The organism is Paenibacillus sp. P32E, assembly GCF_001909085.1.
GTDB classification, from domain to species: domain Bacteria; phylum Bacillota; class Bacilli; order Paenibacillales; family Paenibacillaceae; genus Paenibacillus_AQ; species Paenibacillus_AQ helianthi.
Map to the genome: position 1 here is coordinate 103,004 of NZ_LVYY01000005.1, position 13,811 is coordinate 116,814.

Sequence of the window (13,811 nt, forward strand, 5' to 3'; positions counted from 1 at the left end):
GGACATGAAAATGAACCGTCTTCAATCGCTCTCGTTCCTGTTGCTGCTGATGATGCTGATGTCTGCTGTCGGTGGATGTGAAGCTCCCGGGGATACCGGAGAAACCGCTCAAGCGGCACCTGCGCGGGACAGCGCCTACACCATCTCCTGGACGATGCATCAGAATGAGCCGGTTCCCGCAGATGCACAAATGATTGAATATATCGAGGATAAGTTTAAGGTGGACCTGGATGTCTGGAATCTCGAAAATAATAAATATGAAGCGCTGCTGAACCTGAAGCTCGCACAAGGGCAAATTCCGGACCTGTTTCGGATCAGGCAGCCGCAGGATCTTTTGAAATACGAGTCGCAGGGAGCGCTTGCCGAAATTCCAAAGGACATTCTGCTCCATAATGCACCGAACCTCATGCAGGCGATCCATCACAATGCACCCGGATATTTGAACTATGGGGAAATCGGCGGGAAGCTCTATGGGATCCCTGTAGTGAATCCGACGAATATCTATAGAATCCCAGTTGTGTACAGAAAAGATTGGCTGGATAAGCTTGGGCTTAAGGTTCCAGAGACCTTGGCGGAGTTTGAGAAAGTCTTGTATGCCTTCACGAACAATGATCCGGACGGTAACGGCAAGAAGGATACCTATGGGCTTTCCAGTGAAGGGATGAATGTTGTTTTTGGGGCGTTTGGACAGATTGTTTTTGCTGACCAGCTGTATTTCAATGTTAAGGATCAGAAACTGGTCATTGGGGCTCTGGAGCCGGAGATGAAGGAAGCCCTGGGGCTTCTGCGAAAATGGTATAAAGACGGTATCATTGATCCTGAATTCATCACCGGAGAGAATAAGGGCGGCTACAAACACCTATCCCATGCTTTTATCAACGGCAGAATCGGGATGACCTCGATGGGCAACTATTATCACTGGATTCAGGCCGGAGATTACATGGATTTAGATCCAACAGGTAAAGAGGTACCTGTAGAGGCCACGTTCAATGCACGGGAGCTTGCAGCCAAGAACAAGGACGCCAGGATCATATTCGGACAGCCTGTGACCGGCCCTCAGGGGAAAAGCGGCTCGAAGGCTTATGATATGCTGATGAGCTTCACGGCGATTGGTGCCGATGCCGTCAAGGAGCCGGGGAAGCTGGAGAAAATTCTGCAAATTCTGGACTATGTCAGTGCGAATCCGGATGAGGACGAAGCGATGTCCATGCTGTACGGGATTCAGGGAGTACACTGGGAATGGTCGGACAAGTCCAAGGGTGATTTCATGATTCTTTCTCCATTTGATGCCATCACCAACTACACCAACCGGATTGGCGCCGGAATCGGAATGACCGTTCCGCGCAAGCCTATGGGCCGCAGAGAGCAGTGGGCCTCAACCTTAGGCTTGGACAAGAATGGGATATACAACGCCATGAAGGTTTCCACCCCTTCACTCATGAAGTACAGCGCTGGGCTGATCAAATTAAAAAACAAAGCCTATATTTCCATCATCACCGGGGACCAGACCATAGATTATTTCGATTCCTTCTTCAAGGAATTTATGGGAGCGGGAGGTAAACAGGTTTTGCAAGAGGCGAATGACTGGTACCATATGGAGCCGGAAAATGGATAGGAGATAGAATGGATATAAAAAAACCGCGTAAGCCGGAATTTCTCCGGTTTACGCGGTTTTATATTTAGAGCCATCCTTTATGGCCATGTTGGTTAGTTTAGTTGAAACTTTAGTGGTACTTCACCGATTTGATCCGTGCCTCTTCTTGATAGGAGAGCGGGCTTGGCGATGGTGGAGTATGCAGGTGACGTTCTGCCGAATATTCGATTTTCCAGTAATCCTCTTCTTCCGAGGTCATCCATGGCTGCCACATTCCCGATACCCAATTCTTAAGTTCTTTAAGTCCTGCCAGCATTTCTTCCATCCTCCTTGGGCTATGAAATCTATGGTTCAAAGCTCCTTTTGGTTACGCTTTCATTATAGCACATAAAAACGATATTGAAAGATGTGTCCGCCTGAAACAGACAAAAATTTGTGAACAATTTGCGTATATAAAGGGAAATGTGCCTGTTGGAAAGATATGTGTCCACTCTGAGGAGACATTGTTGCTTGTACCTGAAGTGTAGGGGGAAAATAGCGAAAGGCAGCTGTCATCAAAAAACGGCTGCCTCCGTTTGGAGGCAGCCGCTTGAACTAATTTATAGGACAGAGCTGTTATTTGATCCGTTTCAATGCCGCTTCCTGGTCAATGGATCGTCTGGACAGCAAGTCAAGTGTGACGTCATGTCCCCGCAGCGTTTCTTCGATACGCTCTATGATGTCACGGGTGGCAATCACTTCAGCATTCACTTCCGATACGGCCTGCTGGATCAGCGGGATCAGCTTGGTGTCCTCCTTAATGCTGGCGATCTCGGATTTGATGTCACTGATCTCGGATTTCATGCCACTAATCTCGGATTTTATGTCACTTAAGTCAGACTGTACACCAGTTATAGCAGTAAGTATTTGTTGAAGTACGGGGTCACTCATCGTCACAGCTCCTCAGCTACTCATAATAAATTATCGATGGATGATGGATGCGGGAGGGGGTTCTTCATCGGTGTAATTTTGATTCATTATAGCATAAATGAGGGTGGACAAGAATTGGAAAAAGCATGAACTCGGATGGATTCCCCGTGAAAAAATGGAAACCTATAATTCTGACTGGTTTTTACACTAATTAATGGGATATTTTCCATTTGAAAAAGGTGCTATATTGATTTGCGTAAGCGGTTTCAAAAAACAATAAGGGAGGAAACAACTTTTTATGGCTAAAAAGAAATCGTTCCTGTCACTTGCGTTTATCGCCGTTTTACTGCTTGCCATGGTTACACCTGCGGTATCCGCTGATTCATCGGAACAGGCACCGCACACCAACGCTGCAGCCGCAAATCTGCAATCTTATGTGGATGCGATGCAGCCAGGCTGGAACCTGGGGAATACGCTGGATGCAACGGGGGCGGATGAGACCTCTTGGGGCAATCCGGCTGTTACTCAGGAACTCATTAAGAAGATTGCTGCCCAAGGGTACAAAAGCATTCGCATTCCAGTAACCTGGGATGTTCATGTTGGAGCCGCTCCGGGATATACGATTGATCCGGCCTATTTGACCCGGGTTCAGCAGGTCGTGGACTGGGCAATTGGCGAAAATCTGTATGTTATGATCAACCTCCATCACGATTCATGGTTGTGGATCAGCAAGATGGAGCAGCAGCATGATCAAGTGTTAGCCCGCTACAACGCTATTTGGACACAAATCGCAAGTAAGTTCAAGAACCACTCCAGTAAACTGATGTTTGAGAGCGTCAATGAGCCGCGCTTCAGCGATGGAGGCACTACCGATGAGAACAAGGCGCTCCAGATGCTGGACGAGCTGAATGTATCTTTCCACAGCATTGTCAGAAACTCCGGTGGAATGAATGCCACCCGTCCGCTTGTGCTCCCTACTTTGGAAACGTCTCCAACCCAGACCCGCATGGATTCGCTGAACAATACAATCACGAAGCTGAACGATTCCAACTTGATCGCGACCGTGCATTATTATGGCTTCTGGCCGTTTAGCGTCAACATTGCGGGATATACCAAATTCGATACGGATACCCAGAATGACATTAATACCACTTTCACGAATGTATATAATACCTTTACTGCTAAAGGAATTCCGGTCATCGTAGGCGAATACGGTCTGCTTGGATTTGACAAGAACACAGGTGTGATTGAACAAGGCGAGAAATTGAAATTTTTTGAATATCTGGCCTACTATCTGAAGTCCAAACAAATTACGCCGATGCTGTGGGATAATGGCCAGCACTTTGGCCGTACCACCTATCAATGGTCTGACCCTCAGCTATACAATATAATGAAAACCAGCTGGAGCAAACGTTCATCTACTGCTGAAAGCGATCTCATCAACTTGAAAAAAGGTGCATCTGCAAAAGACGTGACAGTGAAACTTAACTTGAATGGAAATACGCTGTCCTCCATCTTTTTCGGGAGTCAGCAGCTGGTGCAGGGAACTGATTATACACTTAGCGGCGACCAGCTAACCTTCAAGGCTGCCCGGCTCACCAGTCTTATATCCTCCGGCAAGCTCGGTGTGAATGCAGTATTGACTGCACACTTCAACAAAGGGGCAGACTGGAACTTTAACGTGATTCTATATGACACGCCGGTACTAAGCAATGTTCAAGGGACTACCAGTTCATTTAAGATTCCTGCTGTCTTTAATGGGACTACCCTGGCTACGATGGAAGCTGTGTATTCCACAGGCGGCAATGCGGGTCCACAAAATTGGACGCCGTACAAGGAATTCGCTTATGCATTCACGCCTTCCTACAGCACGAATGAGATCAGCCTGCTGCCGGCCTTCTTTAACGAAGTCAACAATGGTGATATCATTCTGAAGTTCCATTTTTGGAATGGTGAAATGGTAAGCTACAAAATTACGAAGAACGGGACGAGTGTTACCGGAGTAACGATGTAGTTGAATGGAATAAGCAAGAGCCTTCTTTTATCCTTCGGGCTGAAAGAGGGCTTTTTTGTTGCTGCTGAACAGGCGGTGTCGGATAATATCCCTGGGAGTTTTGGAGATACTATCTATATCTTAGGCGAAGGTGTGGTTAACCTTACGGCTTCCAACCCGCATTGCAGCCGAACAATGTGGACAGCGGGGGTGTATATGGCTGTGATTTACCACAAATGCAAAGAACGGGAGTGTGGAGTGTCAGCTTACCTTTGCCTTAAACGGCAAGGGTAAGCTTTTTGCCATGGAGAGTACATAGGTAAACTATTTAAATTTAGAAATATACAAAATAGGGTAATGGGTGTAAAATTGCTTTACTTGAGTTTCCCGGAACACGGACAGCGAATCTATGATCTCGCAAAACGGATTACGTCAGTAAAGGACTGGCAGCCATTTCCACTTGTTACACGTCCTTATGTGAATTAATTCGCATGTGCAGATCGTATATCGCCAGTCCGGCCTGAAGCAGGAAGAGAAGCTCAGAAACCAATCAACAGAGAAGATGGAGGCTACCTAGGAACATGAAGAGAACAAACTGGAAACACCTGATGATGCTGTTAATGCTGGTTGCTGCGTTTAGTATGGTGGCGGCGGGCTGCGGCTCCAATAAGAACAATACAGGCACGGCAGATACAGGAAATGCTGCTGGAGACACAGCGGCTGCAAGTGAGGCACCGGCAGAGGCAGCTGAACTTACCCTGGGACTGTTACCTTCGATTGATGCTATTCCATTCATTTTGGCTCATGAGCAGGGTTTTGACAAAGAGCATAATGTGAATCTCAAAATTCAGACCTTCAAGAGTGCCAAGGATCGGGATGTGGCTTTTCAGGCCGGCAAGGTGGATGGCATCAGTGCCGATCTGGTGGCCATCTCGATTTATAACGAAGCGGGCCTGGATGTGAAGATTACGAGCACTACCACTGGCGAATTCGATCTGCTGACCGGTAATGACGAGATTCAGGATGTGAAGGATTTGAAGGGGAAAACAGTGATTTTATCCAAAAACACCTCAACCCAGTATACGGTGGCTACTATGCTGAAGCAGGCGGGTCTGACGGAAGCTGATATTAAGGTGACTGAAGTGCCGCAAATCCCAACCCGTCTGGAACTGCTGAAGAACCATAAAGCGGATGCTGCTGTATTACCCGAGCCTTATGTTACTATGGGCAAAGCGGCGGGGCTGCGCGTGCTCAGTTCGACCAAGACCGCAGGAGTGAATCCGTTTGTGCTGGCCTTCCCGCAAAGCGCGATTGATGCCAAGGGGCAAGCCATTCAAAATATGTACGCCGCATATGATGAAGCAGTAGCCTACATGAAATCACATGAACAGTCAGAGTATATCGATCTGATTATCAAGGAGGTCGGCTATCCGGATACCTTGAAGGATCAGATTACAGTGCCGGCATACCAGCCGGCGAACCAAGTAGATGTGAAGGAAGTGGAAGCGGCATTCGCCTGGGCACGGGAAAAAGGCCTGCTGACCAAAAATATATCGGCTGAAGAAGTGATCTCCGATGTCCAGTTTAAGAAATAGCGGCCTTCGCATCAGGGGCCTTCAAGTAGAATATTCAAGCGGACAACCGGCGCTCGGACAAGTCAGCTTGACCTTGCCTGAGCATGGGATCTACACGGTTATCGGGCCTTCCGGCAGCGGCAAATCCACGCTGTTGCGCGCGGTAGCGGGATTGCTTCCAAGTTATGAGGGTGAATTGCTGTTCAACGGAAAATCTGTACATGACAAAGAAACACTGATCGGGCTTGTCCCGCAGAACTATGGGCTGCTGCCCTGGAAAACCGTCCGTGATAACATTCGGGTGGCTATGCGGATTACAAGTCCGGACCGGGAGAGCAAGAGAGTCATGGAAGCGGAAATTTCCCACTGGCTGAAGTCGATGGGGATAGCTGAACTCGCCGGACGCTACCCGCCCTCACTCAGCGGAGGTCAGCAGCAGCGGGTAGCCATTGCCAGGGCGTTTGCCATTCGGCCAACGATTTTGTTGCTTGATGAGCCATTCTCCGCACTGGACGCCATTACCCGTGAAGCGCTGCAGCAGATTTTCCTGGACAATTGGCTGGCTCATCCGGCAACCACATTATTTGTTACTCATGATGTGGAGGAAGCGATTTTGCTCGGGCAGAAGGTGATCGTAATGCCATCCGCCAAACAGGATACTCCTGAAATTCTCGACAATACCCCTGTGTTTGCCATGAAGCATGAAGAGAAACGGGACAGCAATGAATTCTTTGAGCAGAGCAAACGGATCAGAAAGGTAATGCTTGCGAAATGGTGAAAAAACGGGGTCTTCCACATTTACTGCGGTTATTATTTGTTTTTTTGTGCATGAACATCATTTGGTACATGGCCTATCTGCTGATGAATCACCCGATTCTCCCCAGCCCCGGAGCTGTCTATGAAGCTATGTTTCACCTGGGAGCCAGGGATGTAGCGCTGAATGTCGGGTACAGTCTGCTGCGCATCTTCGAAGGTGTGCTCCTGGCGCTGATGATCGGCCTGCTGATTGGTCTCTTGATGGGCCGCTCACAGCTGTGGAACCGGCTGCTGGACCCGGTGGTTTACCTGACTTATCCAATTCCCAAAATTGCTCTCCTGCCGGTGGTCATGCTGTTCTTCGGTCTTGGCGAAATCTCCAAGGTGCTGATGATCATGCTGATCCTGCTGTTCCAGGTCATCATCTCCGTGCGTGACGGTGTCAAGGCGATCCCCGAAAGCACTTATGATGTCTTGACCAGCATCGGCGCAAGCACAGGGCAGAAATTCTGGAATGTGACGCTGCCTGGTGCACTGTCGGTCATTCTCAGCACCATCCGGATCTCGCTTGGAACAGCGATTTCCGTCTTGTTTTTTACCGAAATTTACGGGACGGAACACGGCATGGGCTTCTTTATCATGGATGCCTGGCTGCGGCTGGATTATCCGGAGATGTACGCAGGTATTATGCTGTTCAGCCTGGTCGGCTTTGTGCTGTTCATGCTGGTGGATGTTCTGGATTACAAGTTTATGAAATGGCGGCGTTGAAGAAGGCGGCTCAGAGATGAGCCGTTTTTTGCTTGGCACAAATATCGTCCAGTCTATCCCCAAAAGCAAATAAGTTCTTCACAACTTTAGGATATGCTGTATACATAAGAAGGAGGGAAACGAAATGAAAAAAATCTGGTTAGGCATTATCGCATTAGTATTGGTTATGGGAATCGGCACGAGCGTGTATGCGGCAAGCAATGACGATGGACAAAGCTGGTTTGAGAACATGCTGCCATTTGCAAAGCAGATGCATCCTGATCTGACCGACAGTCAGGTTAAAGATATGGTGAACCATTGCCGAAGCGGGCAAGGGACTAACACGAGCGGTATGATGGACCGTACATCCGGACGCGGCGGTATGATGAATTTCTGATGATAAAAAAATGAAGATGGACCTCCGGCCCCGTAAGGGCGGGGTCTGTCTTTTTATATAGAAAGGGACGGTCGTCTATGAATACTTCAACCATTCTGCTTGTGGATGATGAGACGGATATTCTTGAGGTCATTAGGGCCTATCTGGAGAAGAGCAATTATATAGTATACGAAGCCGAGAACGGAACTAGCGCGCTGCAGCTTTTTGAACGTGTGAAGCCTGATCTGGTGGTTCTTGATCTTATGCTGCCGGATATATCCGGTGAAGAGATCTGCCGCATGATCCGCAGCAGCTCAAGCACTCCCATTCTTATGCTTACCGCGAAAAGCAGTGAGGATGATCTGGTGGACGGTCTGCTGAGAGGTGCGGATGACTACATGACCAAGCCCTTCAGTCCGCGTGAACTGCTGGCACGGATAACCAGCCTGCTCAGGAGAGCACATCCCCCACAGAATCAGATGCAAGGCAGTGCCCTGAAATTTGGCGGGGGCGGCCTCTCCATTGATGCTGAACGGCATGAGGTTAAAGTGGACGGTGCGCTTGCCATGTTAACTCCTCTTGAATTCAAGCTGCTGGAGTGTCTGACAAGGAGTCCTAAGCGGGCCTTCAGCCGTTACGAGCTGGTTAATCTGATCCAGGGGGATGATTTCGACGGTTTTGAACGGACTATTGATGTGCATATCAAGAATCTGCGGCAAAAAATCGGCGATGATTCCAGGCGTCCCCGCTATATTGCGACTGTGTTCGGCGTCGGCTATAAATTTTTGGTGAACCGGGATGAATAAAAGCGGATTACGGACCAAACTCCTGCTATCCCATTTAGGTGTGGCCTTATGCTCTTTGCTAATCATTATGTTCCTGGTTAACCTGGTTATGAGCTTCTCCTTCGGAAGGTATGTGGAGGCGCGGCAGCGCGCGGAGGCAGGGTTCCTTCTGGCTGATCTGGAGCAGGCCTATGACTCCTCGAATTCCTGGAGCATGGACACATTGATGTCATTGTCTCATCAGGCCATGCTGCGGGATTATTCTATCCGCCTCTATGATGTGGCCGGGAAACTCATCTGGGATACAGGGAATATGGGGATGTCGGCGGTTGCTTCAGATGACGCTGCCAGCCGTTATTCGGTGATGGGCAACGGAGCGAATGTGGGTACACTCGAAATTCAGGGGAATGGCGGAGCAGAGCAGATGCAGAACCGTGACTTTTTGCAGATGTTCAATCGGCTGTCATGGGGAGCGCTGCTGCTGGTGCTTGGCGGAGCCTATCTGTACAGCAGATACATGGCCAAGGATCTAAGCCGGCCACTCGTGCGCATCAAGGGAATTGCGGTACGGATGAGAGAAGGAGATTTGACGGAAAGGGTTACCCTGCCTGCCAGTAGACAGACGGAAATTGATGAGGTTGGACAGGCACTTAATTATCTCGCGGATACGCTGCAGCAGCAAGAAAAGCTCAGGAAGAATCTCACAGCCGATGTGGCCCATGAGTTGCGTACACCCTTGACCACTGTCCAGAGCTATATTGAGGCTTTTCAGGATGGAGTGTGGGAGGCCACGCCTGAGAGGCTCCAGATCTGTCATGGACAAATCCTGCGGCTGGTGCAGCTTATTGATGATTTGGAAAAGCTGAATGCTGCCGAGAACCCGATGCTTCAGCTGCGGTATGAGCGCCTGTGCCTGAATGACGTGCTCCGGGATTCAGTTCATTCCGTTGCGGGCAGACCGGAGCTGGACCAGGTAGTCTTGACGCTGAAGGAGGAGACGGAGCACTGGGTCAGTGGTGACTATGAACGGCTGGTGCAGGTATTCGTCAACTTGTTGAATAACGCGCTGAAATTTACCAAAGAAGGTCAAGTGGAAATCACCTTTTTGGAGAACCCCTCTGAGGTCATAGTAAGTATTGCCGATACGGGGGCAGGAATCGCTGAGGATGAGCTGCCTTACATTTTTGAACGATTTTACCGGGGAGAGAAATCACGCAGCCGTAAAACCGGGGGAGCAGGGATTGGACTTGCCATTGTAAAAGCAATTGTCGAAGCTCATGGAGGACAAATAACCGTATCCAGCACTTTGGGTTCAGGCACGGAATTCAATGTTCATCTGCCTAGATAAATATCCTTTGACGATGCTTCATCTGTTGTGCCGCAACGCAGGCCTCACTGTCGATAAGACAGATGGGGTCTTTTTTTTGCATAAGGCTGTAATTTCCTGTCGTAAATAAAATATGGAAAAAATATGCACATATCCTTATACTTAGATAGAATAATGGAAGCATATTGAGGAGGATGAATTTTTTGGATAGACATGCAAGTAAACCGTACAGTACACCCTTCATTCATCAAACAGTCAAAACCGCACTGATTACTACAGTAGCCCTCGCTCTGTTGTTGCCCGGGGGACTTGCCGCAGCGGATTCAAGCCATACTACCGTTTCAGTGCCAATGGTTACGGAAGCTCAAGGACAAGCCGCAGTAGCCCCGGATCCTTCCAAAGCCAAGATTACGGAGGATCAGGCTGTTGCCAAACTGAGAGAGCTGTTTCCGGTGCTGAAGGATGCAACCGTATCCAATGTCCGTTTCGGGGGCGACGGGTCCCTGCCAGCCAGCGGCAATCAAATGATGTGGAATATTTCGTGGAGTTATGAGATCGGCAACTCGGGATATGGTTTTTCAAGTCAAGTGGATGCGATCACAGGTGACTTGATTAACACGTACCTGCCGTTTCCTTTTTTGAAAGAAGATGCTTATTACCCGCCTAAACTAACGCGTGATGAGGCATTGGGGCAAGCGCAGAAGTTTATTGCCAAAGCGGCGCCTTCCTTGGGTACAGGTGACATTCAGCTACAGGATAATGAGTCTATGAATGGGGCGGGGAGCAGCCTGTTCGGAGCCGTTCAATATAATTTCTCCTTCAAGCTTCTCAAAAACGGCTTGCCTACAGCTTCGGATCGGCTCTGGGTCACGGTCGACGGCAATGGCAATGTCACTCAGTTTAACAAGCCATCCCCCGGACTGACGTACCCATCGGCCAAACCTGCCGTTTCTATGGAATCGGCGCAGAAGAAGTATACGGACAGCTTTGCCTTGGGGCTCTATTATATTCCGGTTTACAAGGATGGTATTGTGGAGCGATGGGTATTGGGCTGGCGTCCGCAGGAACAGTCGCTGTATTCAATAGATGCCCAGACCGGTAAGAGAACAGACAACGAAGGCACAGAAGTCTCCTCTTTGCCGGTAACCTATGAGGCTGTGCCTCAGACTAAGGATCGATTCCAGGCGATCAGTACCGGTAAGGGGCTTACTGCCGCTGAAGCTGCTAAGCTTGTACAGCAGGTTATGTCAATTCCGGCAGGGCGCAAGCTTAACGACCAAATGCAGGGTAATGTCTACCCGAATACGAAGCAAAAGGTCTGGAGGCTGTCCTGGCGTGAGAACAGCAGCGCACTCATGGCTGGATTTACACCTACCTCTTACGCTGAGGTGGATGCAGTAACCGGCCAAATCTACCAATTCCAGCTGGAGCAATTTACCGGCAACACAAATGTGAAGCCGCAGCCTGCGCCTGCCGGAGGAAAGAAGCTGTCTCAGGCTGAAGCCAAGCAGCAAGCCATAACACTTGTCAATCGTTTGTACGATCAGGCCAGCAGCGTTCTCAAGCTGGAAGAGCATGGCGGGACGTGGGGTGTGCTTCCGGATGGCAAAGGCTTCCGTTTTCAATTTGTCCGTTATTACAAGAACACCCCTTTAAGCGACTCAGGTATTACGCTGGTCATGGATATGTACGGCAGACTCGAAAGCTATTCCGCAATGAGCCGCAATGATCTCGCAACGATAAAGGAGCAGCCCGCCCCGGCTATATCCCAAAACGAGGCGCTGAAAAGCTATAAGGACCGGTATGTCCTGAAGCTTCAATATAGCCGCATAGGCGGAATGTACACCAACAATGTCTATGTAGAACCGCAGGTTAAGCTCGTCTACAGTCCACTGCCGGTCAATGAACAAGATCAGTACTCCGTCCTGGATGCCTCCACGGGTAAATGGGTGCAGGTTAACACCTATTATGGCCAGAATATAGCGGCGTCTGCGGCAGTTGACCTCAAGGGCCATCCAGCGGAAAAAGCATTAACCGAATTGGTGAAGTATGGTGTACTTATCCCGGATGCAGACGGTAAAATAAATCCGGATCAGGAAATCACCGTAGGAGATTGGTTTAACTTCATCGCCAAAGCTTCAAATCCAAACTATTCAGGATATTCGAATGCAACAGAGCCCAAGGCCGTTGCCGGTGTAAGCCCGGACAATGAGTATTATTCGGCTGTAAGCTTTGCTGTGAACTACGGCTGGATCAGCAAGGAAGCTGTACTGCAGCCTGGTAATAAGCTGAGCCGCGAACAGCTCGCCGTGCTGCTGGCCTCCTTTTTGAGATACAATAAAATCTCTTCGTTCCTGGTAAATGATACCGCTGTGACCAGCCTTAGTGACAATGCTGCTATTAAGGAAAAAGGTGCTGTGGCGCTCGTTGTGAAGCTGGGGTTATTACAAGGAGACAACGGAAAATTCAATCCGCAAAAAAACGTAACCAAAGCCGACATCGCCACCGTGTTGATGAAGCTTGTAGAACTGCAGGGCAGAGTAGACATGGGTATCGGCCAGAATATTCGCCAGAACTAGCTTTATCTGCAGGCATAGCCAGGATGGATATAGCTTATTTAATGGTCCATGAAGTGCTGAATCTGCAAATGGAAACACAACAAAGCCTGCTCCCCGCCTGATGGCGGGTTGCAGGCTTTTGTGTGTTTGGCTATACATCCGATGTTCTTATTTACCAAGCTGTTTATCCACTTCACGAACCGGGTTTTCGCCTACGTTCTCTTCAATTTTGTGACTGCTCATGAACCAGCCAGTGGCTGCAATAATTACGAGCACTACATAGAAGGTTGCCTTCCACCAGGTGCTGTGGGCGAAATCTTCGGACAGCACACCTAGCGAAGGATGGGCCAGAGTGATGACGGCCAGCTTGACGCCGACCCAGCCGACAATAAAGAATGCGGCAACTTCGAGACCCGGACGGGAGTGGAGCAGCTTGACGAAGAAGGAGGCTGCAAACCGCATAATGACCAATCCGATGAATCCACCTGCGAAGATGACAAGGAACTGTCCACCGTCAAGACCCCCGATATTGCTGAGTCCGCTTGGCGGAAGCGCAACGGCAAGCGCAACAGCCGCCAGGATAGAGTCGACGGCAAAGGCAATATCTGCCACTTCGACCTTTAGTACAGTAAACCAGAAGCTGGACTTCTTCTTTTCAACGGCTTTCTCACTGCCGCTTTCGGCAGCCTCATCGGTAACGGGCTTCTTGAACAGCACTTTTCGGAAGATGTGGTTACCGGCAATGAACAGCAGATAGATCGCGCCAATGGCTTGTACCTGCCAGATGTCCACCAGATAAGAGATAACAAAAAGCGAACCAAATCGGAACACAAACGCCCCGGCCAACCCGTAGAACAATGCTTTTTTACGTTCCTCATCAGGAAGATGTTTAACCATGATTGCCAGTACCAGTGCGTTATCTGCGGCGAGCAACCCTTCCAGTGCTACGAGAACGAGCAATACCCATCCGTATTCTAATAATAATCCCCAATCCATTGCTGCTTCCTCCTCATTTGGATGTAAGTACCACCATTAAATCCCTGGGATACCATTATTTTTGCCAAAACTATATAAAAAAGACCTTTACCAAGCAGATCAGCCTTTGGAATAAAGGACTAACCTGATTGGTAAAGGTCTCGCTAACAATAGTACATTGCCGATAAAACCGGAGAACATCCTCACGTTCTCGTAT

General features: G+C 49.1%; 12 protein-coding genes. 9 read left to right on the forward strand and 3 right to left on the reverse strand.

Translation table 11 applies throughout. The annotated features are described in order from the left end of the window. Positions 1-4: 4 nt before the first annotated feature. Positions 5-1,615 carry a type 2 periplasmic-binding domain-containing protein gene (locus A3848_RS06515; protein ID WP_074084142.1) on the forward strand — a complete coding sequence of 537 codons (1,611 nt, stop codon included), beginning with the start codon at positions 5-7 and terminating at the stop codon, positions 1,613-1,615. Between the two features lie 109 nt (positions 1,616-1,724). Here the strand turns inward: A3848_RS06515 and A3848_RS06520 are convergent, their stop codons facing one another. Together A3848_RS06520 and A3848_RS06525 are read right to left on the reverse strand one after the other, a co-directional pair. Beyond that, the gene (locus tag A3848_RS06520) at positions 1,725-1,910 is read right to left on the reverse strand and encodes a hypothetical protein (protein WP_074084143.1); all 186 of its coding nucleotides are present in this window, start codon (positions 1,908-1,910) and stop codon (positions 1,725-1,727) included. 299 nt (positions 1,911-2,209) lie between these two features. After that, entirely contained in the window at positions 2,210-2,524 is a 315-nt protein-coding gene (locus A3848_RS06525) for a histidine kinase (RefSeq protein ID WP_074084144.1), read from the reverse strand. A 277-nt stretch (positions 2,525-2,801) separates the two neighbouring features. On the opposite strand from A3848_RS06525, the gene A3848_RS06530 reads away from it, so the two are divergent. The 8 genes from A3848_RS06530 to A3848_RS06570 all read left to right on the forward strand — a co-directional run bounded on the left by A3848_RS06530 (position 2,802) and on the right by A3848_RS06570 (position 12,640). Beyond that, complete coding sequence (locus tag A3848_RS06530) at positions 2,802-4,517, forward strand: cellulase family glycosylhydrolase (RefSeq protein ID WP_074084145.1); 1,716 nt, start codon at positions 2,802-2,804, stop codon at positions 4,515-4,517. 560 nt (positions 4,518-5,077) lie between these two features. Beyond that, positions 5,078-6,091, forward strand: coding sequence for an ABC transporter substrate-binding protein (locus A3848_RS06540; RefSeq protein WP_083611956.1), 1,014 nt, complete (start codon positions 5,078-5,080; stop codon positions 6,089-6,091). Beyond that, positions 6,072-6,848, forward strand: a complete 777-nt coding sequence (locus tag A3848_RS06545; RefSeq protein ID WP_074084147.1) for an ABC transporter ATP-binding protein — start codon at positions 6,072-6,074, stop codon at positions 6,846-6,848. Before A3848_RS06540 ends, A3848_RS06545 begins: the two co-directional genes overlap by 20 nt. A gap of 50 nt (positions 6,849-6,898) precedes the next feature. Then, positions 6,899-7,594 (forward strand): ABC transporter permease, encoded by a 696-nt coding sequence (locus tag A3848_RS06550; RefSeq protein WP_074084231.1) that lies wholly within the window; start codon positions 6,899-6,901, stop codon positions 7,592-7,594. A gap of 124 nt (positions 7,595-7,718) precedes the next feature. After that, the gene (locus tag A3848_RS06555) at positions 7,719-7,970 is read left to right on the forward strand and encodes an FAD/FMN-containing dehydrogenase (RefSeq protein WP_074084148.1); all 252 of its coding nucleotides are present in this window, start codon (positions 7,719-7,721) and stop codon (positions 7,968-7,970) included. Between the two features lie 77 nt (positions 7,971-8,047). Next, positions 8,048-8,755: a response regulator transcription factor gene (locus A3848_RS06560; RefSeq protein WP_074084149.1), complete on the forward strand. Its 708-nt coding sequence runs from the start codon at positions 8,048-8,050 to the stop codon at positions 8,753-8,755. After that, on the forward strand, positions 8,748-10,082 hold the full coding sequence (locus A3848_RS06565; RefSeq protein ID WP_074084150.1) for a sensor histidine kinase: 1,335 nt from the start codon (positions 8,748-8,750) through the stop codon (positions 10,080-10,082). Before A3848_RS06560 ends, A3848_RS06565 begins: the two co-directional genes overlap by 8 nt. Before the next feature lie 182 nt (positions 10,083-10,264). Next, complete coding sequence (locus A3848_RS06570) at positions 10,265-12,640, forward strand: S-layer homology domain-containing protein (RefSeq protein WP_074084151.1); 2,376 nt, start codon at positions 10,265-10,267, stop codon at positions 12,638-12,640. Positions 12,641-12,787: 147 nt separating this feature from the next. Here A3848_RS06570 and A3848_RS06575 read toward each other — a convergent pair whose 3' ends face one another. Then, positions 12,788-13,615 (reverse strand): TerC family protein, encoded by an 828-nt coding sequence (locus A3848_RS06575; RefSeq protein ID WP_074084152.1) that lies wholly within the window; start codon positions 13,613-13,615, stop codon positions 12,788-12,790. Positions 13,616-13,811: the final 196 nt, after the last annotated feature.

Bases quoted from the DNA above. Each gene is read 5' to 3' on its own strand.
- A3848_RS06530 (WP_074084145.1), top strand. From the start codon at position 2,802: ATGGCTAAAAAGAAATCGTTCCTGTCACTTGCGTTTATCGCCGTTTTA.
- A3848_RS06555 (WP_074084148.1), top strand. From the start codon at position 7,719: ATGAAAAAAATCTGGTTAGGCATTATCGCATTAGTATTGGTTATGGGA.
- A3848_RS06565 (WP_074084150.1), top strand. From the start codon at position 8,748: ATGAATAAAAGCGGATTACGGACCAAACTCCTGCTATCCCATTTAGGT.
- A3848_RS06520 (WP_074084143.1), bottom strand. From the start codon at position 1,910: ATGCTGGCAGGACTTAAAGAACTTAAGAATTGGGTATCGGGAATGTGG.
- A3848_RS06525 (WP_074084144.1), bottom strand. From the start codon at position 2,524: ATGAGTGACCCCGTACTTCAACAAATACTTACTGCTATAACTGGTGTA.
- A3848_RS06575 (WP_074084152.1), bottom strand. From the start codon at position 13,615: ATGGATTGGGGATTATTATTAGAATACGGATGGGTATTGCTCGTTCTC.
- A3848_RS06550 (WP_074084231.1), top strand. From the start codon at position 6,899: ATGAACATCATTTGGTACATGGCCTATCTGCTGATGAATCACCCGATT.
- A3848_RS06545 (WP_074084147.1), top strand. From the start codon at position 6,072: ATGTCCAGTTTAAGAAATAGCGGCCTTCGCATCAGGGGCCTTCAAGTA.
- A3848_RS06515 (WP_074084142.1), top strand. From the start codon at position 5: ATGAAAATGAACCGTCTTCAATCGCTCTCGTTCCTGTTGCTGCTGATG.
- A3848_RS06540 (WP_083611956.1), top strand. From the start codon at position 5,078: ATGAAGAGAACAAACTGGAAACACCTGATGATGCTGTTAATGCTGGTT.
- A3848_RS06560 (WP_074084149.1), top strand. From the start codon at position 8,048: ATGAATACTTCAACCATTCTGCTTGTGGATGATGAGACGGATATTCTT.